The organism is Stenotrophomonas sp. PS02297 (assembly GCF_029959705.1).
GTDB lineage: Bacteria > Pseudomonadota > Gammaproteobacteria > Xanthomonadales > Xanthomonadaceae > Stenotrophomonas > Stenotrophomonas nitritireducens.
The window spans coordinates 1-23,539 of record NZ_JASCOS010000014.1; the positions used below are offsets into that span (position 1 = coordinate 1).

21 protein-coding genes are annotated in these 23,539 nt (G+C 69.9%); 11 read left to right on the forward strand and 10 right to left on the reverse strand.

Going from position 1 to position 23,539, the window contains the following annotated elements; translation table 11 throughout:
• A partial coding sequence (gene hrpB / locus QMX80_RS05325) for an ATP-dependent helicase HrpB (RefSeq protein WP_282275698.1) occupies positions 1–1,467 on the reverse strand: 1,467 nt, incomplete at its 3' end.
• 122 nt (positions 1,468–1,589) lie between these two features.
• Here hrpB and QMX80_RS05330 point away from each other — a divergent pair.
• Both QMX80_RS05330 and QMX80_RS05335 read left to right on the forward strand, forming a co-directional pair.
• Entirely contained in the window at positions 1,590–2,477 is an 888-nt protein-coding gene (locus QMX80_RS05330) for a hypothetical protein (protein ID WP_282275699.1), read from the forward strand.
• Positions 2,478–2,657: 180 nt separating this feature from the next.
• Complete coding sequence (locus QMX80_RS05335; protein ID WP_282275701.1) at positions 2,658–4,277, forward strand: hypothetical protein; 1,620 nt, start codon at positions 2,658–2,660, stop codon at positions 4,275–4,277.
• 57 nt (positions 4,278–4,334) lie between these two features.
• Here the strand turns inward: QMX80_RS05335 and QMX80_RS05340 are convergent, their stop codons facing one another.
• On the reverse strand, positions 4,335–7,124 hold the full coding sequence (locus QMX80_RS05340; RefSeq protein ID WP_282275702.1) for a serine/threonine-protein kinase: 2,790 nt from the start codon (positions 7,122–7,124) through the stop codon (positions 4,335–4,337).
• Positions 7,117–7,593: an ECF-type sigma factor gene (locus QMX80_RS05345; protein WP_055767077.1), complete on the reverse strand. Its 477-nt coding sequence runs from the start codon at positions 7,591–7,593 to the stop codon at positions 7,117–7,119. The genes QMX80_RS05340 and QMX80_RS05345 overlap by 8 nt, the downstream gene beginning before the upstream one ends.
• Positions 7,594–7,851: 258 nt before the next feature.
• Here QMX80_RS05345 and QMX80_RS05350 point away from each other — a divergent pair, with 258 nt between their 5' ends.
• On the forward strand, positions 7,852–8,667 hold the full coding sequence (locus tag QMX80_RS05350) for a TatD family hydrolase (RefSeq protein ID WP_282275707.1): 816 nt from the start codon (positions 7,852–7,854) through the stop codon (positions 8,665–8,667).
• Here the strand turns inward: QMX80_RS05350 and QMX80_RS05355 are convergent.
• Both QMX80_RS05355 and QMX80_RS05360 read right to left on the reverse strand, forming a co-directional pair.
• A complete protein-coding gene (locus QMX80_RS05355; protein ID WP_282275708.1) occupies positions 8,656–10,026 on the reverse strand; it encodes a sensor histidine kinase in 1,371 nt (456 codons plus the stop codon). The two genes, QMX80_RS05350 and QMX80_RS05355, sit on opposite strands and share 12 nt — an antisense overlap.
• Complete coding sequence (locus QMX80_RS05360) at positions 10,023–10,697, reverse strand: response regulator (RefSeq protein WP_055767070.1); 675 nt, start codon at positions 10,695–10,697, stop codon at positions 10,023–10,025. The genes QMX80_RS05355 and QMX80_RS05360 overlap by 4 nt, the downstream gene beginning before the upstream one ends.
• A gap of 62 nt (positions 10,698–10,759) precedes the next feature.
• Here QMX80_RS05360 and QMX80_RS05365 point away from each other — a divergent pair, with 62 nt between their 5' ends.
• The 3 genes from QMX80_RS05365 to QMX80_RS05375 are packed head-to-tail and all read left to right on the forward strand — an operon-like array spanning position 10,760 to position 16,264.
• Positions 10,760–12,007, forward strand: coding sequence for a TolC family protein (locus QMX80_RS05365; protein ID WP_055767067.1), 1,248 nt, complete (start codon positions 10,760–10,762; stop codon positions 12,005–12,007).
• A gap of 4 nt (positions 12,008–12,011) precedes the next feature.
• Positions 12,012–13,178: an efflux RND transporter periplasmic adaptor subunit gene (locus QMX80_RS05370; RefSeq protein WP_282275711.1), complete on the forward strand. Its 1,167-nt coding sequence runs from the start codon at positions 12,012–12,014 to the stop codon at positions 13,176–13,178.
• Entirely contained in the window at positions 13,175–16,264 is a 3,090-nt protein-coding gene (locus QMX80_RS05375) for a CusA/CzcA family heavy metal efflux RND transporter (RefSeq protein WP_282275713.1), read from the forward strand. Before QMX80_RS05370 ends, QMX80_RS05375 begins: the two co-directional genes overlap by 4 nt.
• Before the next feature lie 46 nt (positions 16,265–16,310).
• On the opposite strand, the gene QMX80_RS05380 is transcribed toward QMX80_RS05375, so the two are convergent.
• The 5 genes from QMX80_RS05380 to QMX80_RS05400 form a co-directional block, all read right to left on the reverse strand.
• Positions 16,311–16,442, reverse strand: a complete 132-nt coding sequence (locus QMX80_RS05380; RefSeq protein WP_282275714.1) for a hypothetical protein — start codon at positions 16,440–16,442, stop codon at positions 16,311–16,313.
• 151 nt (positions 16,443–16,593) lie between these two features.
• The gene (locus QMX80_RS05385) at positions 16,594–17,520 is read right to left on the reverse strand and encodes an epimerase (protein WP_282275715.1); all 927 of its coding nucleotides are present in this window, start codon (positions 17,518–17,520) and stop codon (positions 16,594–16,596) included.
• Positions 17,517–18,455 carry a 2-dehydropantoate 2-reductase gene (gene panE, locus QMX80_RS05390; protein WP_282275716.1) on the reverse strand — a complete coding sequence of 313 codons (939 nt, stop codon included), beginning with the start codon at positions 18,453–18,455 and terminating at the stop codon, positions 17,517–17,519. Before panE ends, QMX80_RS05385 begins: the two co-directional genes overlap by 4 nt.
• 55 nt (positions 18,456–18,510) lie before the next feature.
• Positions 18,511–19,320 carry an ABC transporter permease gene (locus QMX80_RS05395; RefSeq protein ID WP_055767051.1) on the reverse strand — a complete coding sequence of 270 codons (810 nt, stop codon included), beginning with the start codon at positions 19,318–19,320 and terminating at the stop codon, positions 18,511–18,513.
• On the reverse strand, positions 19,317–20,270 hold the full coding sequence (locus QMX80_RS05400) for an ABC transporter ATP-binding protein (RefSeq protein WP_082443532.1): 954 nt from the start codon (positions 20,268–20,270) through the stop codon (positions 19,317–19,319). The genes QMX80_RS05395 and QMX80_RS05400 overlap by 4 nt, the downstream gene beginning before the upstream one ends.
• A 57-nt stretch (positions 20,271–20,327) precedes the next feature.
• Here QMX80_RS05400 and QMX80_RS05405 point away from each other — a divergent pair, with 57 nt between their 5' ends.
• The 5 genes from QMX80_RS05405 (at position 20,328) to QMX80_RS05425 (ending at position 23,471) form a co-directional block, all read left to right on the forward strand.
• Positions 20,328–21,116: an FAD-binding oxidoreductase gene (locus QMX80_RS05405; protein WP_235504266.1), complete on the forward strand. Its 789-nt coding sequence runs from the start codon at positions 20,328–20,330 to the stop codon at positions 21,114–21,116.
• A gap of 89 nt (positions 21,117–21,205) precedes the next feature.
• The gene (locus tag QMX80_RS05410) at positions 21,206–22,387 is read left to right on the forward strand and encodes a GGDEF domain-containing protein (RefSeq protein ID WP_273081423.1); all 1,182 of its coding nucleotides are present in this window, start codon (positions 21,206–21,208) and stop codon (positions 22,385–22,387) included.
• A gap of 78 nt (positions 22,388–22,465) precedes the next feature.
• On the forward strand, positions 22,466–22,699 hold the full coding sequence (locus QMX80_RS05415; RefSeq protein ID WP_282275721.1) for a hypothetical protein: 234 nt from the start codon (positions 22,466–22,468) through the stop codon (positions 22,697–22,699).
• Complete coding sequence (locus tag QMX80_RS05420) at positions 22,696–23,277, forward strand: hypothetical protein (RefSeq protein ID WP_282275722.1); 582 nt, start codon at positions 22,696–22,698, stop codon at positions 23,275–23,277. The genes QMX80_RS05415 and QMX80_RS05420 overlap by 4 nt, the downstream gene beginning before the upstream one ends.
• The gene (locus QMX80_RS05425; RefSeq protein ID WP_273081418.1) at positions 23,274–23,471 is read left to right on the forward strand and encodes a helix-turn-helix transcriptional regulator; all 198 of its coding nucleotides are present in this window, start codon (positions 23,274–23,276) and stop codon (positions 23,469–23,471) included. Before QMX80_RS05420 ends, QMX80_RS05425 begins: the two co-directional genes overlap by 4 nt.
• The last annotated feature ends 68 nt before the right edge of the window (positions 23,472–23,539 follow it).

Genomic DNA, 23,539 nt, shown 5'->3' on the forward strand with positions numbered 1-23,539 from the left:
CCGCCATTGCCGGGCCGCCGCGTCGATCGCGGCCAGGGCGCTGCGGCTGGCGTCGTGCGGCGCGCGCCCGTTGCGGAACGCGGCCAGCGCGCGCCAGCGCGCGGCCAGGGCATCGCCGCCGTGGCGCAGCGGATCGCGGGCTTCCAGCAAGGCGGCCAGGTCGGCGGCCAATGCCTGTTCGCGCGGATTGGCCGCGGCGATCAGCATCGCCGACAGGCGCGGGTGCGTGCCCAGCGCGAGCATGCGCTTGCCGGCAGCGGTGATGCCGGCGTTGTCGCCCAGCGCGCCCAGCCGTTGCAGCAGCTCGCGCGCGGCGGCCAGCGCGCCGGCTGGCGGTGGGTCGACGAAGCGCAGGTCGTCGCTGCCCCAGGCGGCCAGTTCCAGCACCAGCGCGGCCAGCTCCACCTGCGCCATCTCCGGCCGCCGCTGCGGTTCCAGCCGCTGCGATTGCGGCCACAACCGCAGCGCCCAACCGGCAGCCACGCGGCCGGCACGGCCGGCACGCTGGTCGGCCGAAGCCTGCGAGATCGCCACCGCGTCCAGCCGCGAGAAACCGCTGTTGGGGTCGTAGCGCGGCTCGCGCGCCAGACCGGCGTCGATCACCACGCGCACGCCGGGCAGGGTCACCGAGGATTCGGCCACGTTGGTGGCCAGCACCACGCGGCGGCGCCCGTCCGGATCGGGCTGCAGCACGCGCGACTGCTGTTCGACGGGCAGTTCGCCATGCAGCGGCAGGACATCGGTGTCGCCCGGAAGCACCGGCTCCAGCGCGGCCTGCACGCGTGCGATCTCGCGCTGCCCCGGCAGGAACACCAGCACGTCGCCCGGATGCGTCGCCAGCGCATGTTCGACCGCCCGCCGCGCCTGCGCTTCCAGCGCCTCGTCGCGCCGCGCCGGGAAGTGGCTCACGTCCACCGGGAAGCTGCGGCCCTTGCTGGACAGGCGCGGTGCGTCGAGGAAGCCCGCCAGCCGCTCGCCGTCGAGCGTGGCCGACATCACCACGATGCGCAGGTCCTCGCGCAGCCCGGCCTGCACGTCCAGCGCCAGCGCCAGGCCCAGGTCGGCGGACAGGTGGCGCTCGTGGAATTCGTCGAACAGCAGTGCGCCCACCCCTTCAAGCAGGGGGTCGTCCTGCAGCATGCGGGTGAGGATGCCCTCGGTGACGACCTCGATGCGGGTGCGCGCGGAGACCTTGTTCTCGAAGCGGATGCGGTAGCCGACGGTCTCGCCGACCGGTTCGCCGAGCTGCCGGGCCATGAACTGCGCGGCACTGCGCGCGGCGACCCGGCGCGGCTCCAGCATCACGATTTTCCCGCCCTGCAGCCAGGGCGCGTCGAGCAGCGCCAGCGGCACCTGGGTGGTCTTGCCGGCGCCGGGCGGGGCTTCGAGCACCAGGCGCGGGTGCGTGACGAGGCTGTCGGTGATCCGCGGCAGCAGTGGGGAAATAGGGAATTCGGCGACTTTCATGTGTGCGCAAGCATACGCGCTCGCCATGCGCGCCCGGCAGGCCAACGACAGGCGTGGATGATCCTTTTCGCCACCTTCCCGGGCGAAACAGGTCGCTTCCAGCCGGGGGTATTCGCGTTCCGATGATCCTTTCCATCCCCTTCCTGCGCGTTGATGGAATGCACGGCCGCAGTGGGCGCAGCCCACCCCTGCCCACCTCCACCAAGAGACTCACTCCCATGCGTATGACATCAACACCCCCCTTCGCTTTGCTGGCGCTATCGGTTCTGCTGGCATGTCCGGCCTGTCAACCCGCTGCGAACACGGATGTACCTGTCACGAGCGCCAATGAGCTTGCCGCCAATGCCGATGAGCCGGTCGCAAACGCTGATGAATCTGCCGCAAACGCCGATGCGCCTGCCGCGAACACTGACGAACCGGCCGCGAACGCCCATGAGCCTGTCGCAGACGTCGGTAAAGGCGGAAAACTATGCTCACCCAGAACATCAGAAAAACTGGCGGTTGAGTTCATCAACAACTCCAGCCAGTCCGTCAATTTCCACTGGATGGAATTTGATTGCACGGAAGGCGGCGGGCCGTCATTGGCACCTGGACAACGGGAAAAGGCCGTCACCCACCCCGGTCACATTTTCCTGGCGCGTGGCGAAGGCGATCAGGTTCTGCGCACCTTCACGGCATCTGCCGATGCCCAGACCTTCGTCGTGGATGACGCTCTGATTGCACGGATAGCCAAGGAAGGTGAACCCTATACCGAAGGCAATTGTTCGCCGAAAACCGAAGGCCGGTTCAACGTTGAGTTCATCAACCATCTGAATGAGCCGGTCAGGATGCAGTGGATCGGATTTGACTGCACGGTCCAGATGCTTCGCACGGTTCCCGCGAACGGAAAAACCAGGGAAATAACCTACCCCGGCCATATTTTCCGATTCGTTGATTCGGTCGGGCGCCAGCTCGCCACGTTTGATGTTTCTCCTGATGACGAGCAGCCCTACCACGTTTCCGATGACTGACTGCACTCCCGGTGCCCTCCACCGGGAGGTTGACAGCAGTGGTGCCAGCGGTTTTGTGGGGGGGCAGGGGACTCACCCGATGATCCTTTTCATCCCCTTCCTGCGCGTTTGTCGAGTGACCGATTGCCGTCATCACGGTAACGGCATCTTCCATTCGCTCCGAACCTGAGGAACCTCTCCATGGAACTCCCATCTCCACGTATCAAGCCGATGCGCACACGGCTTGCGCACGCCCTTCTCGGGGCATCGCTCACGGCCGTCGGCCTTGGCGCTGCGCTGCTGGCCCCCGTGCCTGCGCTGGCGCAGGTCGCCGCCTGGCAGACAGGGGCGCAGCCCATCGAGTTCGTGCGCGGGCATAAACACTGGTCCGAAACGCGCAGCCACTTCGTCGTCCTCAACCCCGATGGCAATCTTGTCGTGGCAAAGGCCGATGGCGGTTACGTCTGGGGCTTCGACACCCAGCCCAATATCGATCATCGGCTCGTGGGCCGGGTGGCCTGGCAGCCGGACGGCAATCTGGTGGCCTATGACGCAAAGGGCGGCTATCTCTGGTCGGCCCTGAGCAAGGATCCGGACAGTAGAAGCCGGCTGGTGTTGCAGTCCAACGGTGCGCTCCAGATCGTCTCCCCGCAACGTGGCGTGCTGTGGTCCAGCGACGGAAAACTCTCGGCACCTGGCGCTGCCCCGGTGACGACGGTGCCTGCGCCTGCACCCAAACCGGCACCCGCGCCGGCAGCGCCAGCACCTGCTGCCGAAGGCGTCGCGGGCAAGGGTTTTCCTTTTACTGCCGGGCAAACCATCCCGCAGGACGTGGAGTTCATTTCGCCTTCCAAACGCCACTTCCTGACCTTCCAGCGCAGTGGCAACCTGGTGGTCGCTTCTGCGGGCAAAAAGGCCTTCCTCTGGGGCCTGAACGTGCTGCCTGCGGTGGACTTCAGGCAGATACGCAGTGTCCGCCTGTCCAGCGATGGCAACCTGGTGGGCCTTGGCGAAAAGGGCAACATCATCTGGAAGGCGCTCAACGCCAACCCCGACCCCGCCTCGCGTCTGGAACTGTCCTATGGCGGCGCACTGCAATTGGTCTCGCCCAGCCGGGGCATCCTGTGGTCCAGCGACGGCATCCTTGAGCAGCCGATCCGGGTGGATTCGCGCCCGGCCGGCGTGAGCGCCTGCAAGCCCGAGGCTGGATGGAGCAAGTGTGTGCAGTTGGCAAGCCCGACCATCAAGATCATGGGCACCCCGAAAGTCAGCGACCAGGCGATAACCGCCGCTGCCAACGTGTACGCGGGGATGTTTGCCCGGCTCAAGCCGGCCTTCCCCGGCAGTTCGTTCAACGAATTCCGCGTCTATATGACCAACGGCGAAACCGAGCGGCAACTGGCCGCCCTGCCGGTGGTGGGCCAGATGTGGACGGATGGCTACGGCCCGAGGAGCCGGGCGGCGCTGCGGGGCGGTGCATCGCATGACTTCCTGTGGATCGAGGAACAGATGATCTGCAAGGAAGGCATCGTGACCCGCAACGAGGACTTCGCCGCAGGCCGTGCCGCCAGCGGGGACAATGCCTACCGCAGCTTCGATCAGGTCATCCATGAAATGGCCCATTCCATCGATAGTCGCTACAAGCTGATGGATACGCGCCTGCGCAGGGCCTACCAGGGCGACCCGACCGAGCAGTTCCCGCAGGGCGTGCAGGCGTGGTTCGGTGCGCCGGTACGCGAGTTCGGTGCCCAGGAAAGGGTGCTGCTGCAGGATTTGTTCACCGCCCGCGCCACGTTCTCGTGCGAGGGGGTTGTCCGCTGACGGCAGCGACCTGTCGCGATGCAGCCGGGTGCAATGCCATTGCGCCCGGCTGCCGCGTCATTCCTTCAGCAGGCGACGGTAGGCCGAATCGAGCGGGTAGGCGGCTTCCAGCCGGGGGCGGTATTCGCGTTCCAATGCCAGTGCGGCGCGGGTTTCGCCGGCGTCGCGCAGGGCGCGCGTATGGGCAAGGGCGTAACGGGCGGTACGCGGGTTGCGTGCGCCCTGGTCGTCGCGGGTGATCTGATAGGCGGCACGGGCCTGTGCCAGCGCGCCTGCCATGTCGCCACGCGCATGCGCGATGGCCGCGCGCGTGGCGGCGGTGCGGGAGCGCAATTCCGGCTCGACACCTGTACCGGCCGATGCGACCAGATCCAGCAGCTTGTCCGCTTCCGCGTAGTCGCCGTGCGCCACATGCCACCGCGCCAGCGGCAGGCGCGCATAGGCCAGTCCCACCGCGCTGTCCTGTGCGGCAGTGCGGTCGGCAATGACCCTTTCCAGCAGGCCACGCGCCTCGGCATCGGCATGGCCGGCTTCGATGAGGGCCTGCGCCAGCGTGGTTCTCAACACCAGCAGGCGATTCTTGTCGCGCCCCTCCACGAGGGTTTCGTAGAGGTCGCGGGCCTGTCGCAGTTGCACCACGGCGGTTTCGAACTGACCACGCTGGAAGCTGAGCCAGCCCGTGTGGAAAACAGCCTGCGCATACTGGAAGCTGTGCGCACCGTGCAGGCGCAGCAGCACCGGTACCCCCTTAGCCAGCGCCGCATCCGCCTCATCGAAGCGGCCCTGTTCGGCCAGCGGCATGGAAAGCGAGACACGTAGTTTCGCCAGGGTTGAGCTGTCTTCGCCGAACAATTCGCGGGTCAAGGCGATGCGCTCGCGCGAGACTGCCCATGCCCTGTCGTAGTCGCCGCCGAGATATTCCAGCGTGGTCTGTATCTGCTGGAGCAACGCAAGGTAGTCGCGCGTATGTGCGGCACTGGCATCGGCCAGCATCCGGCGCGCGCGCTCGCAATCGTTCAGGGCCTGCGCGTGGTCGCCGCCGCCGGAATGGAGCCTGCACAGGCCGCGCAAGCTTCGTGCAATTGCCGTCGGGTCCGCCTTTCCGGCTTCGCGCAGCGCCAATGCCTGCTGTGCGGCGTCCAGTTCACCGGCTGCCTGTGCCAGGGTTTCGTAGGCGTCGGCAAGCAACAAATCATCGCCTTTGCCGTGGCGGCGCACGAGGTCGAATGCACGTCGGGCGGCGTCTTCCGCCTCCTCGCTGGAGCCGATAACGGAATGGATGCTCGCCGCCTTGGCGCGCAGGCTGCGCGCGGCGGCCAGTGGGTCGTTCACGGTCGGGCGCAGATGCAGCTGCGCTGCCTCCTCCAGCAGTGGCGCGCCAACGTCGCCCTCGTTGATGCCGGAATAGGCGTTGCCCAGGGCTTCCAGCAGGCGCGCACGCACGCGCGGCTGGTCGGCCAGTTCCTCGTTCACCTGCTTGCGGCCACGGTCCAGCACGTCACGGGCGCTGAAATCATGGCGCTCGGCCTGGGTCGGGTCGGACAGTGAAAAGGCCGACACCAGGAACTCGGTGGTGCGGTCGGCCACTTCCGCCTGGAGGCGCGCCTCGCGCTCGGCCAGCACGGTGCGCCAGGTGAACGCACTCACCACCGCCAGCAGCGACGTACCGACCGCCAGCGGCCAGCGGTTGCGTTGCACGAAACGCTGTGCGCGGTAGCTCCACTGCCCGCGCCGCGCCAGCACCGGGCGCGCGCCGAGGAAGTGTTCCACGTCTGCGGCGAGTTCACGCACGGAGGCATAACGCTGCGCCGGTTCGCGGCGCAGTGCCTTGAGCACGATGGCGTCGATGTCGGCGGGGATGTGCAGCCCTTTCGCACGCGGTGCGGCGACGTGTTCGTCATCGTCCTTGCCGCTGCGCCTGCGGTGCTGGCTGGGTGGGGTGATGACGCCGGACAGGATGGCGCTGGCGCGTGCGTGGTCGGTATCCAGGTGCGCGAAGGGGCGCACGCCGGCCAGCAGTTCGTACAGCACCACGCCCAACGACCACACGTCGCAGGCCGTGCCCAGCGGTTTGCCGTCGATCTGTTCGGGGCTGGCATAGGCCGGCGTCATCGCCTGTGTCGCCGTGGCGAGCATCGCATCGGCATCGAGCAGGCGCGCGATGCCGAAATCCAGCAGCTTCGGCTCGCCACGTGCATCGACGAGGACGTTGGCGGGCTTGAGGTCACGATGGATGACCAGTCGCTCGTGCGCATAGGACACTGCTGCGCAGACTTTCAGGAACAGGCCAAGGCGTGCGCGAAGATCCAGCGCCCTGGCATCGCACCAGCGGTCGATGCGCTGCCCCTCGACGTATTCCATCGCAAGGAACGGCTCGCCTTCGGCATCCACGCCGGCGTCGACCAGCTGCGCGATGTTGGAGTGGTTCAGGCTGGCGAGGATGCGCTGTTCCTCCGCGAAGCGCGCATGCAGCGAAACGGCACCGGCATGCAGCCGCTTCAGTGCCACGCGCTGCCGTGCGCCGCCAGCCTCGCGTTCGGCCAGCCACACCACGCCCATGCCGCCTTCGCCCAGGCGCTTGACAAGCCGGTAGCGGCCCGGCGCGGTGGGATGGATGTGAAGGTCGGCTTCAAGTGCCTCGGCGGCGGCAGTGACGACGCGGGGAATGGCGTCCAGCGCGGTATCGTCGGCGGCAGCAACCAGCCATTCGACCTCGCGCCACAAGGCTGCATCGGCGCCGCATTGCGCCTCCAGATATGCGGCGCGCGCCTCCGGTGCGCGTTCCAGAACCGCATGCGCGATGGCTGTTGCGCGGGCGTAACGCTCGTCGCCGACGCCCTCAGGCATCGGCCAGCTCGCGCCGCAGCCACGCCCGCGCCATGCGCCAGTCGCGCACGACGGTGGGGCGCGCCACGCCGAGTACGTCGGCGATTTCTTCCAGCTCCAGCCCGGCGAAGAACTTCAGGTCGACCACCTGCGCCTGCCGTTGGCTGAGGCCGGCAAGGCGTTCAAGTGCTTCATCAAGGCCGAGCAAATCCGCCTGCGCTTCCGGTACGTCGATTTCCGCGATGTCCACGCGCCGGTTCGGTGGCGGGCGCTTGGCTGCTGCGTTGCGGCGTGCGATGTCCACCAGAACCCGCCGCATCATCTGCGCGGCAAGTCCCAGGAACTGCGCGCGGTTGGCCATGTCCAGTTGCTGCTGGCCCAGCACCCGCAAACAGGCTTCGTTGACCAGTGCCGTGGTCTGCAGGGTGTGGCCCTCGCGCTCGCCGCGCATCGCGCGGGAAGCCAGTACCTTCAGCTCGGCGTAGAACATCGGCGAAAGCCCGCCCTCCGTAGCGACAACCGTTGCAGCGCGACGAGGCAGGGGATCCAGCGAAATCGGCATGGGCAACGGGCGGCAACGTAACAGGATGGCGGAGCAAGATGGCATCATCCCCGGGCCTGGACAAGCCCCGCCGGGAAGCGAGAGGAGCCTGCCGGCAGCGCCGCACCGGTGGTTCGGCGGTGCAGTTTGGTCGCCGCTCGCGCCGCTCGTACAATTCCCGTCTTCCCATTTCCGATTCCCGGCTTCATGCAACTGATCGACATCGGCGCCAACCTTACCCACGAATCCTTCGTGCGCGACCTGGACGCGGTGCTCGAGCGCGCGCGTGCCGCCGGCGTGGCGCAGATGGTGGTGACCGGCGCCAGCCGCGAGCATTCGCCGATGGCACTGGAACTGGCGCGGCAACATCCCGGCTTCCTGTACGCCACCGCCGGCGTGCATCCGCACCACGCGGTCGAGTACACCGACGAATGCGACGCGGAAATGCGCGCGCTGCACGCGCACCCGGAAGTGGTGGCGGTGGGCGAATGCGGGCTGGACTACAACCGCGATTTCTCGCCGCGCCCGGCGCAGCGCAGGGCGTTCGAACGCCAGCTGCAGATCGCCGCGGACCTCGCCGTCGACGGCGTGGGCAAGCCGCTGTTCCTGCACCAGCGCGACGCGCACGACGACTTCCTGGCGATGATGAAGAACTTCGACGGCCGGCTCGGCCCGGCGGTGGTGCACTGCTTCACCGCCGAGCGTCGCGAGCTGTTCGACTACCTGGACCGCGACTGGCACATCGGCATCACCGGCTGGCTGTGCGACGAGCGCCGCGGCGCGCACCTGCGCGAACTGGTGAGGCACATCCCGGCCGGGCGGTTGATGATCGAGACCGACGCGCCCTACCTGCTGCCGCGCACGCTGCGGCCGCTGCCCAAGGACCGCCGCAACGAGCCGGCGTTCCTGCAGCACATCGTCGAGGAACTGGCGCGCGACCGCGGCGAGGACGTGGCACTGACCGCGGCCAACGCCACTGCCACCACGCGCAAGTTCTTCCGCCTGCCGGCGTCAGCCGGCTGAGCCGGGAAATGCCACCGTCGCCCGCGCGCCGCCTTCCGGCGATGCCTCCAGCGCGAAGCGGGCGCCATGCAGGTTGGCGATCTCGCTGACGATGGACAGGCCCAGCCCGCAGCCATCGCCGTCGGTGTCCAGCCGGTAGAACCGTTCCAGCACGCGCGCGCGTTCGCCGGCGGGAATGCCCGGGCCATCGTCGTCCACGCGCAGGGTCGGCGGCGTGGCGGACAGGCTCAGGGTCACCCGCCCGTCGCGGCGGCCGTAGCGCAGCGCGTTGTCGAGCAGGTTGCCGATCATCTCGCGCAGCAGCTGGGCTTCGCCCTCGACCGGCACGCCCTGTTCCGGGCCGTCGTAGCCCAGGTCCGCGCCCTGGGCGATGGCGCGGTCGGCATGGCGCTCCAGTTCGTCGCGGCACAGCGCGGCCAGATCCAGCGGACGCAGCCGCAGCGCGCCGCTGCCGGCTGTTTCCGAGCGGTTGAGCATCAGGATCTGGTGGGTGAGGTGATGCAGCCGGGTCAGGCCGTCCAGCACCGCGTCGAGCGCGGCCCGGCGGGCGTCGCCGTCGGTCTCGCGCAGTGCGCTTTCCAGCCGTACCTGCAGTGCCGCCAGCGGCGTGCGCAGCTGGTGCGCGGCATTGGCGACGAAGCGCTGCTGCTGTTGCTGCGCGTCGACCAGGCGCCCGATCAGGGTATTGATGGCGTCCAGCGCCGGCTGCAGTTCGCGCGGGCTGTCGCCGTGCAGCGGCAGCGGCCGCAGCTGCTGCACGTCGAACGCGGCCAGGCGCTGCGTGGCGCGGTTGACGTTGCCGACCACCGCCGCGGTGCCCCAGCGCAGCGCCGCCGCCGCCAGCAGCAGCACGACGGCCTGCAGCGGCAGGCTGGACAGCAGCAGGCGCCGCTCCAGGCGGTGCCGCTTGATCCGGGTCTCCGCCACGCGGACAAGCACCGGCCGCCGCGCGCCGGGCAGGGCGATGGCGACCTGCACCGCGCGCACGGCTTCGCCGTCGATCCAGGCGTCGTAGTACAGCGGTTCGCCGTTGCCGGGCACGGCCGGCGCCGGCAACGGCCGATCGCCGAACAGGAGGTGGCCGTTGTCGGCGACCTGGCCGTAGACGCGGTCCACCGTGTCCCAGCGGAACATGCGCGCGGTGGCATCGCTCATGGCGATGCCGGCGTTGCCGTCGCGCACGTACAGCAGCTGCGACAGCGCCATCGCCGAGTCCCACAGCCAGCGGTCGTAGACCTGGCCGGCGTAGTGCCGCGCCAGTGCGAAGGACGCCACCGCGCTGACCAGCAGCAGCAGCAGCAGCGGCAACCACAGCCGGCGCAGCAGCAGCGAGCGCAGGCTGGCCGGGGCTCGCGTCACGGCATGGCCTCGATCCGGTAGCCCAGGCCGCGCAGCATGCGGATGCCGGCGCCGGCGCCGGCATCGGACAGCTTGCGGCGCAGGCGGCTGAGGTGGACCTCGATCACCGACAGGTTGGCGTCGGCGTCCCAGTTGTAGACCGCGTCGAACAGGCGCTGCTTGGACACCACGCGCCCGGGCTGCTGCATCAGGATCTCGATCAGCGCCAGCTCGCGCGCGGTCAGTTCCAGCGGCGTGCCGTCGTCCAGGCGCGCGCCGCGGATGCCGGCATCGAACACCAGCCGGCCGATGCACTGCAGTTGCGCGCCATTGCCGCGCCGGCGCACCAGTGCGCGCACCCGCGCTTCCAGTTCGCCCAGCGCGAAGGGCTTGGGCAGGTAGTCGTCGGCGCCCGAATCCAGCCCGCGGATGCGGTCTTCCACGCCATCGCGCGCGGTGAGGATCAGCACCGGCGTGTCCATCCCGGTGCGGCGCAGCTGCGCCAGCAGGTCCAGTCCGTCGCCATCGGGCAGGCCCAGGTCGAGGATCAGCAGGTCGTAGTCCACCGCGTCGAGCGCGGCCGGCACGAGCTGCGCGCGGTCCAGGTGGTCGCACGCATGCCCGCCCTGCGCCAGCGCGCGCAACAGGCCTTCGGCGAGTCTACGGTCGTCTTCGATCAGCAGGATACGCATTGCAAGTTTCGCGCAAGGTTTTGGTCAGTTTCCCGCAAGTTCGCCACCTTATCGTGCCGGCGATGAATGCCAAGCCCCTGCTGTTCCTGTCGCTGCTGACGCTGCCGTGCATCGCCGACGCCATGACCCTGGCGCAGGCCGAAGCCGCCCTGCGCGAGAAAAACCCCGACATCCTCGCCGCGCGCATCGAGCTGCGCGGCGCGCAGGGCGATCTGTTCGATGCCGCGCGCCGGCCGCCGGCGGAACTGAGCATGGGCAGCAGCAAGATCAGCCGCCAGCAGGGCATCGGCGCCGGTCCCTGGAAGGACAAGCGCGTGGACAGCACGCTCGGCCTGGGCTGGACCTGGGAGCGCGGCGGCAAGCGCCACCTGCGCGTGGATGGCGCGCAGGCGCGTGGCGAGGCGGCGCGGCTGGACCTGCTCGACCAGCAGCGCGAGCAGGTGTTCGCCCTGCATGAAGCGTATTTCGGCCTGAAAGCCGCGCAGCAGTCGCTGCAGATGGCCGACGACAACCGCGCAGGTTCGGCGCGCGCGCTGGCCGCGGCCGAGCGCCAGCTTGCCACCGGTGCGATCGCGCCGATCGAGCGCAACCGCCTGGCGGTGGAGGACATGAAGGCCGAGGCTGAAGCGCGGCAGGCGCGGCAGGAACTGCTCGACGCGCAGACCGGGCTGGCATTGCTGATCGGCAGCACGCAGCCGCCGGAGCAGCTGCAGGCCGACGACCCGTGGCCGCAGTCCGGCGTGGCGGCGGAACTGCCGCAGGACTTCGACCCGGCCCTGCGCGCCGATCTGCAGGCCGCCGCCGCGCGCGTGCACGCGGCCGACGCCGAGCGCAGGCTGGCGCGCAGCCAGCGTCACCGCGACGTGCAGCTGGGCGTGGAGATGGAGCGGGAGCCGACCGACATCGGCGGCGTCACCTGGGGCTTCTCGGTCAGCGTGCCGCTGGCCGGTCCGGACCACTACCGCGGGCAGATCCTGCGCGCCGAGGCCGACTACGACGCGGCCGTGCTCGAGCAGCAGCGCAGCGGCCAGCTGGCGCGCGCGCAACTGCGCCAGGCCGGCGGCCAGCTGGAGGCAGCCGGCACCCGCCTTCGGCACTACGAACAGCGTATCGCCCCGGCCGCGCGCCAGGCGCTCGATGGCATGGAGCTGGCTTACCGGCGCGGCGCCGCCAGCCTGACCGATCTGCTCGATGCGCGCCGCACCTGGCGCGAAGCCGAACAGGAGCGCGTGCAGGCGCTGCTGGAACACGCCGTGGCCCTGGCGCGCTGGCAGGCGCTGGTCGCGCTCCCCTCTCCGCAAGGAACCTGATCCGATGAGTCGCAAGGTCTTTTCCCTCCCGGCGCGCTGCGGCCGCCTCGGTCCGCTGCTGCTGGCGCTCGCGCTCGGCGCCTGCGGCCATGAAGAAGAAGGTGCCGCGCCCGCTGCGCCGCAGGTGGAGAAGGACAGCATCCGCTTCGCCGCCGACAGCCCGCAGCTGCAGGTGCTGCGCAGCGCCGCCGCCGAAGCGGTGACGGCCAGCCAGGTGCAGGTGCCGGCGCGACTGGCGTGGGACGACACCCGCACCAGTTACCTGCGCGCGCCGATGGCGGGGCAGGTCGCGCAGCTGGTGGCGGCGCCGGGCCAGGCGGTGCGCGCCGGGCAGACGCTGGCCTGGATCACCTCGCCCGAGTTCGGCCAGCTGCAGGCCGAGGGCGCGCGCGGACAGGCCGAACTGCGCCAGGCGCAGCATGAGCTGACGCGGGTGCGTGAACTGCATGAGGCGGGCATCGCCTCGGGCCGCGAGCTCGACGAGGCCGAAGCGACCTTCGCCGCCAGCCGCGCCGAACACGCGCGCTCCAGCACGCTGGCGCGGGCGCTGGGCAACGGCGGGCGCATCGACCAGCGCCTGCCGCTGCGCTCGCCGGTCGACGGCGTGCTGGTAGAGCGCAACATCAGCCCCGGCATGAGCGTGTCGGCCGAAAGCGAACGGCCGCTGGCGGTGGTCAGCGACCCGGGACACCTGTGGCTGCTGCTGGACCTGCCCGAGCATCTGGCCGCGCAGGTCCATGCGGGCCTGCAGGTGGCCATCGACGACGGTGCCGGACAGGCGCTGCACGTGCCGCTGCAGCACGTGGCCGACTACGTGGACAGCGAGACCCGCGTGGTCCATGCGCGCGCCGAGGTGGATAACGCTGCGCGCCGCTTCAAGGCCGGGCAGTACCTGCGCGCCACGTTGTCGTTGCCGCTGGCGCAGGGCGTGGCGGTGCCGGTGGCGGGCGTGCTGCTGATCGACAACCGCCAGGTGGTGTTCGTCGATGAAGGCAAGGGCCGCTACCGCCGCCAGCCGGTGGTCGGCGAGGACATCGGCGGCGGCCGCGCCTGGGTGCGCGAGGGCCTGCAGGCGGGACAGCGGGTGGTGGTCGATGGCGGGCTGCTGCTGCAGCAACTGCTCGACCAGCCGCAGGCGGCCCCGCACGGCAGCGCGCAGGCATCGCCATGATCGACCGCCTGGTTTCCTGGTGCCTGCGCCAGCCGGTGATGGTGATGCTGGCGCTGGTGCTGTTCATCGGCGCGGCGCTGGTGGCCTTCCGCGAACTGCCGGTGGAAGCGTTCCCGGACGTGTCCGACACCCAGGTCACGGTGGTCTCGCTGTATCCCGGCCGCGCCGCCGAGGAGGTCGAGCGTGAAGTCACCATGCCGCTGGAAGTGGCGCTGTCGGGCATCCCGCATTCGGTCAGGGTGTTCTCGCACACGCAGTTCGGGCTGTCGATGGTGATCCTCACCTTCGACGACGGCGCGGATGACTACTTCGCCCGCGCGCAGGTGCTCGAGCGGCTGCAGGACGTGGACCTGCCCGAAGGCGTGCATCCGGGCATCGAGCCGATGAGCTCGGCGGTGGGCGAGATCTACCGCTACGTGCTGCGCGGCGAACACATGAGCCCGACCGAGCTGCGTACGCTGCAGGAATGGGTGATGGCGCGGCAGCTGCGCACCGTACCCGGCGTGGCCGACGTGATCGGCTTCGGCGGCTGGCTGCGCGCCTTCCAGGTGCAGCCGGACCTGGACCGCCTGCGCGACCGTGGCGTGAGCCTGGAGGACTTCGCCAAGGCGCTGCAGGAAGGCAGCTCCAACGCCGGCGGCGGCTATGTGGAGAAAGGCCAGCAGCAATACCTGATCCGCGGCGTCGGCCTGCTCGGGTCGCCCGAGGACATCGGCCGCATCGTCGTGGCCGAGCGCGATGGCGCGCCGGTCCTGGTGCGCGACCTGGCCACCGTCGCCGATACCGGCCTGCCGCGGCAGGGCCTGGTCGGACACGATGGCAACGACGACGCCGTGTTCGGCATGGTGCTGATGCGCAAGGGCGAGAACCCTTCCCGGGTGCTGGACGCGCTGCACGAACGCATCGCCCAGATCGAGAAGAACCAGCTGCCCGCCGGCGTGAGCATCGAGCCGTTCTACGACCGCTCGTGGCTGGTATCAACCACGCTGCGCACCGTGTTCGGCAACCTGGTCGAAGGCGCGGTGCTGGTGTTCCTGGTGCTGTGGCTGTTCCTGTACAACCCGCGCGCGGCGCTGATCGTGGCGGCGATGATGCCGCTGGCGCTGCTGTCCACCTTCCTCGGCCTGCGGTTGTGGGGCGTGCCGGCCAACCTGCTGTCGCTGGGCGCGATGGACTTCGGCATCATCATCGACGGCGCGGTGATCGTCACCGAGCACATCGTGGCCAGGCTGGCGCTGCTGCCGCCCGGCAGCGACCGCCGCAGCAAGCTCGATACGGTGCTGTCGGCCACGCGCGAGGTCGGGCGGCCGACCTTCTTCTCGATGCTGATCATCATCGCCGCGCACATCCCGATCTTCACCCTGCAGCGCCACGAAGGGCGCATGTTCGCGCCCATGGCCTATTCGGTGACCTCGGCCCTGATCGGCGCGCTGATCCTGGCGCTGACCGTGGTGCCGCTGCTGTGCTACTGGTGGCTGGGGCGCGGCAGGCCGCCGCGCGCGGACAACCCGTTGATGCGGCGCCTGAGCGGTTGGTACCGGCCGGTGCTGGAGCGCGCGCTGGCGCGGCCGAAGACGGTGGCGCTGAGCGCGCTGGCGATCCTGGCGGTGACCCTGGCGCTGGGCACGCGGCTGGGCAGCGAGTTCCTGCCGGAACTGGACGAGGGCTCGATCTGGCTGACCGCCACGCTCGACCCCAGCACCAGCCTGAGCGAGGCGCAGGCCCAGTCGCGGCGCATCCGCGAACTGGTCGGGCAGATGCCGGAGGTATCCACCGTGGTCGCCAAGCTGGGCCGGCCGGAAGACGGTTCCGACGCCAAGGGCGCCAACCAGATCGAGGCGCTGGTCGCGCTCAGGCCGGAGAAGGAGTGGCGCAGCGGATTGAACAAGGCGCAGCTGGTGGCGCGCATGCAGCGCACCCTGGAGCAGCGCATCCCCGGGCCGGAGTTCTCGATCTCGCAGCCGGTGCGCGACAACATCCTGGAGAGCATCTCCCAGATCAAGGGGCAGATCGTCATCAAGATCAGCGGCGACGACCTGGACCAGCTCAATGCCCAGGCCCAGCAGGTGCTGGCGCAGGTGCGCGACGTGGAGGGCGTGGAGAGCGCCTTCATCGACCGCGACGGCAGCCTGCCGCAGCTGCGCATCGACATCGACCGCGAACGCGCGGCGCGCTACGGGCTGAGCGTCAAGGCCATCGACGAGGTGATCGAAACCGCACTGGGCGGGCGCGAGGTCGGCGAGCTGTGGCAGGGCGAGCGGCGCTTCCCGGTGACCCTGCGCCTGGCCGACGGCGACCGCGAGCTGCAGCGGCTCAAGCAGGTGCCGGTGGACATCGGCCAGGGCCGCACCGTCACCCTGGGCGACGTGGCCGACTTCGGCATGGCCAGCGGCGCGATCAACATTTCCCGCGACAACGGCCAGCGGGTCAAGGCGATCAGCGTCTTCATCGCCGGCCGCGACATGGGCAGCGTGGTGGCCGACATGCGCCAGCGCGTGGACGCGTCGCTGCGGCTGCCGCCGGGCTACGGCGTCAGCTGGTCGGGCGAGTTCGAGAACCAGCAGCGCGCGATGCGGCGCCTGGCCTGGGTAGTGCCGCTGTCGGTGCTGATCATCTTCGTGCTGCTGTTCGATGCGTTCAAGGACGTCACCAGCGCCGGGCTGATCCTAGCCAACGTGCCGTTCGCGATGATCGGCGGCATCCTGGCGCTGCTGCTGACCGGCATTCCGCTGTCGGTGTCGGCGGCGATCGGCTTCATCGCCCTGTTCGGGCAGGCGGTACTGAACGGGGTGGTGATGCTCAGCCGCTTCGGCCAGCTGCGCGAGCAGGGCCTGCCGCTGTACGAATCGGTGGTGCAGGGGTCGCTGCAGCGGCTGCGCACGGTGCTGATGACCGCGTTGCTGGCGATGTTCGGCCTGTTGCCGATGGCGACGTCGCACGCCATCGGCGCCGAAACCCAGAAGCCGCTGGCGGTGGTGGTGATCGGCGGCCTGATCTCGGCGATGCTGCTGACTCTGGTGGTGCTGCCGGCGCTGTACTACTGGGTGCACCGGCGCCGCGAACGGCGCGAGGCGGCGCCTGCCTGACGGGGATGGGCCGTCTCCCCGCGGAGACGGCCCGCCAGGTGCGCGATCAGCGCTTGACCGGTTCCACCCGGCGGTTGCGGGCGCGGCCGTCCTCATCGGCGTTGTCGGCCACCGGCTTGTCGTCGCGGTCGTGGAGGGCGCCGGCATCCTGCGCCGTTGCCGCGGCCGGCGGGTGCATCGCCGCTGTCGGGCGCCGCGCCGCATCCGGCCAGCAGCAGCGCCGCCATGCCGTATCCCCATGCCTTCCCGTGCCTGCGCACGCGTGTTTCTCCTTGAACGGGGGAGGGGCGAGCATCACGGGGACATGTTTCGCCACCGTGCTGCGTGCATTACCTGGCCTGGGGGAGCATGTCGCTGGCGGGGACGGCAGTGCCGTCGCCCGCGGCCCAGGCATCGGCCAGTCCTTCGCGGTAGGTGCGGAAGCGCGGCTGCCATTGCAGCGCCTCGCGCGTGCCGCGGCTGTCGATGCGCTTGTTGCTCGCGTGGAAGCGGCGCAGCGCCGGATCGAGTGCCGGATCGTCCCAGGCCTGCGCCGGCGGCATCGCGAAACCGCCCAGCCGCGCGGCGCAGGCCAGCACGTCCTGTGGCGGCGCCGGTTCGTCGTCGGCAGGCAGATACAGGGCATCGCGCGACGGCCGCCGCATCGCGGCGATCAGCGCCTCGGCGAGGTCTTCGACATGCAGCCGGTTGAAGACCAGGCCGGGCCGCACGATGTGGCGCGCGTTGCCCCGGGCCAGCCGCACCAGCGCATTGCGGCCGCGCCCGTACAGGCCGGGCAGGCGGAACACGGCCAAGTCGATGCCGCGTCCGTGGGCGAGCGCGCGCCACTGTGCTTCGGCGAGCAGGCGTTGCGTGGCGGTGGTGCCGCCGGCGTCGGCGCGGGAATGCTCGTCGATCCAGCCACCGTCGCGGTCGCCGTACACGGCGGTCGAGGACAGGTAGCCGGCCCAGCGCAATGCGGAGCTGGCCTGCAGGGCGGGGGCGAGCAGGCGCAGCGCGGGATCGCCGTCGACATCGGGCGGCACGCTGCCCAGCACCGCGTCGGCGCGTGCGACGGCGGCGAGCAGCGCCGCATCGGGGGCGTGGCCGGCATGCAGGCGGTGACGCACGAGGCCGTCATCGGGCGCGACGGCGGGATCGCGCACGCTGCCCTCCACGGCGACGCCGAGGGACTCCAGGCGCAACGCCAGCGTGCGCCCGGCATGGCCGAGGCCGAGGATCAGCACCCGCCGCGGCAGGGTGCCGGTGGTGGTCATGCGCGCTGCTGCGCTTCGTAGGCCTGAAGGTGGCAGTACGCGCTCTGCAGCAGGGGCGCGGATTGCCCGGCGGCCAGGGCGCGGTCGAGCATGTCGCCGACGATGTGCGCCGCTTCCACGCGCTGCCCCGCCTCCAGGTCGCGCAGCATCGAGGCCTTGATCGGCGAGCCGGCCCGGGTCAGCGCGGCCAGGGCGATCTCCTGCGCTTTCGCCGGTATCGGCTGGCCGGCGTGCGCGGCCACGGCCAGGCATTCGTCGTACAGCGCGCGCATGAACGCGGTGCCGTGGTCGGTGGCGACGATGCCGCCGATATCGGCGCGCATCAGGCAGGTGCCGGCCGCCAGCGCGGTCAGGAAGGTGTACTTGATCCACTGCTCGCCGACGATGTCGGGCGAGGCGACATGATCGATGCCCGCCGCCGCGCAGGCGGCCGCGAGCGCGGTGACCCGCGCGCTGCCGGTACCGCCCTCGCGCTCGCCGAAGGTGAGGCGAGCGGGCTTGTCCAGATGCACGACGGCGCCGTCGCCGGCCTTGGTCGCGCTGATGAAGCACAACCCGCCGAGCACCGCGTCGCGGCCGAAGCGCGCATCCAGCGCGGCATAGTGGCGCAGGCCGTTGAGGATCGGCAGCACCGTGGTGGTGGCGCCGACCGCCGGCGCGATCGCCTCGATCGAGCTGTCCAGGTCGTAGGCCTTGCAGCTGAGGACCACCAGGTCGAACGGACGTTCCTGCGCCAGCGCCGGCAGGGCATCGGCGGTGACGTGCGCGACCGGGAACGCGGCGTCGCCGAGCGGGCTGCGGATCACCAGCCCGTCGCGCTGCAGCTGCGCGGCGCGCGCCGGACGCACCAGGAAGGTGACGTCGCTCCCGGCCTGGGCCAGCCGGCCGCCGAAATAACCGCCGGTACCGCCGGCGCCGAGGATCAGGATGCGCATGTCGCAGGCTCCGGCATTGTTCCAAGAAGGGATTTGGGCAGGGCGCGCAACGCGGTCAGCTGCGCAGCCCCACGCCGCGCCGCAGCAGCCACAGCGACAGCGCGGTGAGCGCGGCGACGAAGCCCAGCATCAGCGCGTAGGACACCCACGGCGTCACGTCGCTGGTGCCCAGCAGGCCGTAGCGGAACGCGTTGACCATGTAGAAGATCGGGTTGGCCTTGGTCAGCGCCTGCGCCCACGCCGGCAGCAGGGTGACCGAATAGAACACGCCGCCCAGGTAGGTCAGCGGGGTCAGGATGAAGGTCGGCACGATGGCGACGTCGTCGAACTTCTTGGCGTACACCGCGTTGATGAAGCCGGCCAGCGAGAAGATCGTCGAGCCCAGCAGCACTGTGGTCAGGGTGACCAGCGGATGCGGGATGTGCACGCGGGTGAAGAACATGGCGATCAGCAGCACGATGGCACCGACCATCAGCCCGCGCAGCACCGCGCCGGCGACGTAGCCGCCGAGGATCACCCAGTTCGGCATCGGGCTGACCAGCAGCTCCTCGATATGGCGGCCGAACTTGGCGCCGAAGAACGAGGAGCTGATGTTGCCGTAGCTGTTCTGGATGACGCTCATCATCACCAGGCCCGGCACGATGAACTGCATGTAGCTGTAGCCGCCCATGTCGCCGATCTTCGAGCCGATCAGGCCGCCGAAGATCAGGAAGTACAGGGTCATGGTGATGGCCGGCGGCACCAGGGTCTGGCCCCAGATGCGCAGGATGCGGTTGATCTCGCGGCGGACGATGGTGCCCAGCGCCACCCAGTTGCGGGCGCGGTCGGTCATGGGGGCGTTGGCCACGGGCGCGGGGGTGCTCATGCGGCGGTGTTCTCCAGGTTGCCGGTGAGGCGCACGAACAGCTCCTCCAGGCGGTTGCTCTTGGTGCGCATCGAGCGCACGCGGATGCCGGCGGCGCCCAGCGTGTCGAACACGCGGTTCAGGTCCATCGCCCGCGGCATGTCCAGGTCCAGGGTGTGCGCGTCGACCGCGGCCAGCTGCGCGCCCTCGATGTGCGGCAGCTGCGCGGGCAGCTCGCCGTCGATGTCGAGCACGAAGCCTTCCACGTCGAGCTTGGCCAGCAGGCCGCGCATCGGCCCCTGCTCGACGATGCGGCCATGGTTGATGATGGCCAGGTTGCGGCACAGCTGCTCGGCTTCTTCCAGGTAATGCGTGGTGAGGATGATCGTGGTGCCGGCGGCGTTGATCTCCTGCAGCGTCTTCCACATGTCGCGGCGGATCTCGATGTCCACGCCGGCGGTGGGCTCGTCCAGGATCAGCAGGCGCGGGCGGGTCATCATCGCGCGGGCGATCATCAGCCGTCGCTTCATGCCGCCGGACAGCGTGCGGCTCATCATCTGCGCCTTGTTCCACAGGTGCGCGCGCTTGAGCTCCTCTTCGGCGCGGACCTCGGCCTCGGCGCGCGGGATGCCGTAGAAGCCGGCGTAGTTGACCAGGATGTCGAAGGGCTTCTCGAACAGGTTGAAGTTGATTTCCTGCGGCACCAGCCCGATCAGGCGCATGGTCGCGCTGCGCTCGGCCACCAGGTCGGTGCCGAACACCTGCACCTGGCCTTCGCTCAGGTTCACCAGCGAGGACACGATGCCGATCAGGGTGGACTTGCCGGCGCCGTTGGGGCCGAGCAGGGCGAAGAAATCGCCGGGGGCGACTTCCAGCGAGACGCCCTTGAGCGCCTGCACGCCGTTGTCGTAGGTCTTGCGGAGGTCATGCACGCGCAGCGCGGGCGCGACGGGAGAGGTTCGGGAGTCCAAGCTCGGGGCCTTCGCGCCGGGGAGACGGCGCCGGATGAGTGCGAGCCGGTATTATAGGTGCCCCCGCGGCCCCGGCCCGGTTACACACTGTTGCTCGTGCCTGCACAATTCCCCCTCAGACTGGCCGGTCGCCGCATGCTGGCGCCCACCGTCGGCCACTACCAGTTCATCCGCGACGACGGCCAGCCGCTGGATTTCCAGCCAGGGCAGTTCATCCAGGTGCATTTCGAGTACGCCGACGGCACCGCCACCAAGCGCAGCTATTCGCTGGCGACCATCCACGACCACGTGCTCGGCCCGGGCGACGCGGTGGAGATCGCGGTCAGCTTCGTGCCCGGCGGTGCCGCCACCGCGCTGTTCGAGGGGCTGGAGATCGGCCAGCACGTCACCGGCAGCGGCCCGTTCGGGCGTTTCTGCCTGCAGCCGGGCGACCGCAATGGCCGTTACCTGCTGATCGCCACCGGCACCGGCGTCACCCCGTACCGTTCGATGCTGCCGCTGCTGGCCAGGGCCATGCAGGAGCGTGGCGTCGAGGTGGTGCTGCTGCAGGGTGCGCGTACCCCGGCCGAGCTGCTGTACGCCGACGACTTCCGCGCCTTCGCCGCGGCCAACCCCGGTTTCCGCTACATGCCCTGCCTGTCGCGCGAACTGCCGGCCGACCCGCACCCGGACGTGCGCAGCGGCTACGTGCAGCAGCAACTGGCCGAGCTGGTCCCGGACCCGGCGCGCGACATCGCCTACCTGTGCGGCAATCCGGTCATGGTCGACGCCTGCTTCGAGGCGCTGAAGGCCGCCGGCCTGCCGGTGCCGCAGGTGCGCCGCGAGAAGTACGTCAGCAGCAAGTAGGCGGGGCTGCGCGGCCGCCCCCGCATGCGGCATGATTCCGCCAGGTGCCCCGTGCGTGGCGGCACCGCTGGACGCAAGGACTCCCGGGCTTGGCTTCGCTGGACTTCCCCACCATCGCCATCATCGGCCTGCTGCTCAACATCGGCCTGGCGGTCGGCTTTTCGCTGATCCTGCTGGTGATGCGCGGCCAGCCGGTGCCGCGGCTGTGGGCGGCGAGCCTGTGGGCCGGCGCGGTGAGCACGGTGATGGTCAGCCTGCCGGTGCCGCTGCCGGAACCGGCGGCCATCCTGGTGCGCAATGCGTTCGCCGTACTGGGCAGCATGCTGATGCTGTTCGGCGTGGCCCTGCACGTCGGCCGGCGCGCGCCGGTACGCCCGGCACTCGCACTGGCCGGCGGCTACCTGCTGGCCATCGTCTGGTTCAGCACGGCCAGGCCCGACCTGGGCATCCGCCTGGCGCTGTACAGCGTGCTGATCATGATCTGGAAAACCTGGGAGGCCTGGCTGCTGCTGCGCCATGCCCCGGCCGACGTGCGCCGCAGCTGCCGGCTGGCGGCCGTGGTGTTCCTGCTGGACGCGGCGCTGTTCCTGGCGCGGGCGCTGATCCCGGTGGCGCCGGGGGCCGGCGGCGACATCCTGCGCGCCGGCCTGCCGATGAGCGTCACCTACATCGGCGGCATGTTCGTGATGCTGGGCCACACCTTCGCCCTGGTGCTGCTGATCGTCGAGCGGCAGATGGTGGACCTGCGCCGGCTGGCGCGCCGCGACGGCCTGACCGGACTGCTCAACCGCACCGCCCTGATGGGCGACGGCGAACAGCAGCTGGAGCAGAGCCTGCGCCTGCGGCAGCCGTTCGCGGCGATGCTGCTGGACCTGGATCACTTCAAGCGGATCAACGACACCCGTGGCCACCAGGCCGGCGACGAGGTGCTGCACCACACCGCGCGTGCCCTGCAGCGCAACCTGCGCGGCCGCGACTGGCTGCTCGGCCGCTACGGCGGCGAGGAATTCGTGCTGCTGTTGCCCGGCGCGGGCATGGAACAGGCGATGGCGCTGGCCGAGCGCCTGCGCGCGGCGCTGGAAGCCAGCCCGCTGGACCGGGACGGCGGGGCGATCGTCATCACCACCAGCATCGGCGTGGCCGTCGCCGATGCCACGCCTGGCCTGGAGCGCCTGCTGGCGCGGGCCGATGCGGCGCTGTACCGGGCCAAGGCCGCCGGCCGCAACCGCGTCGTCTGCGACCTGGGTGTGGAACCGGCGGCAGTGGCCTGAGGCCATCGCGCCGCAGGCCGTGGCCAGTACCCCGACGCCCCTGCGTGGTGCGGCCGGGACAGGTCCTGTAAAGCACGCTTGACAGCGGTCTTCGGCTCGTACATCCTCCTGTCAAGCTTCCTTGACAAGGACATGTGCGCAATGAACAGCAAAGTGTGCGCCGGCACCGGCGCCGGCTTCATCGGCATCGGTACGGCCTTTCTTGCCCTCGGGATTTCCGGACAGAGCGCCTTCACCGGCGTCGGCCTGATCTTCCTCGGCCTGGGCATCGGTGGTCTGGCGCGTGCTTCGAAGCGGAGTACGGGGGCGTGAAAGCCGCGTCCCGCTGCGTCCTGGTGGTGCTGGCGGGCGTGGCCGGGCTTGCCGCCGTGCAGATCAGGCAGGCATGGCCGTCGCCGCTGGGGAATACCGTCAGTGGCCTGCTCATCGCCGTCAGCGGCGTATTGATCGCTCTGGCGGTGGCCGATGGCATCCGCCCGAGGGCCGAGGACTGCGCGCCGCTGGCGGTGCGCCAGCGCTACATGCGCCGGTTCTTCGCCGCGATGGGCGGTTATCTGCTCGCGGTGTTCGCTTCGGTATGGATGCTGCGCTACGTGGAGTCGTTGCCGTTGCGCGTGCTGCTGGCGCTGTTGCCGGTGCCGCCGGTGGCGCTGGTGATCGGTGCGATGGTGCGCTACGTCCGTGAAGTGGACGAAATGCAGCAGCGCATCGAACTGCAGGCGGTCAGCATCGCCACCGCGCTGGTGTCGCTGTTGTACCTGACCGGTGGTTTCCTGCAATCGGCCAAGGTGATCGACCTGCGTGCCAGCACGGTGATGCTGATGGTGTTCCCGCTGGTGTGCGCGGTATACGGGCTGGCAAAGTTCGTGGTCGCGCGGCGTTATCGATGAACAACCGCCTGCGCGAACTGCGCGAAACCAAGGGCTGGTCGCAAGGAGAGCTGGCCGAACGGCTGGAGGTCTCCCGGCAGACCGTCAACGCGCTGGAGACCGGCAAGTACGATCCCAGCCTGCCGTTGGCGTTCCGCATCGCCCGCCTGTTCGATGCCAGGATCGAGGACATCTTCTTTCCTGATGTCACATAACGCTGCCAGCCGCGTCATGGGCTGACAGATCCAGATATCCGTTCCATCAACCACAAGGGGCCGTTCCG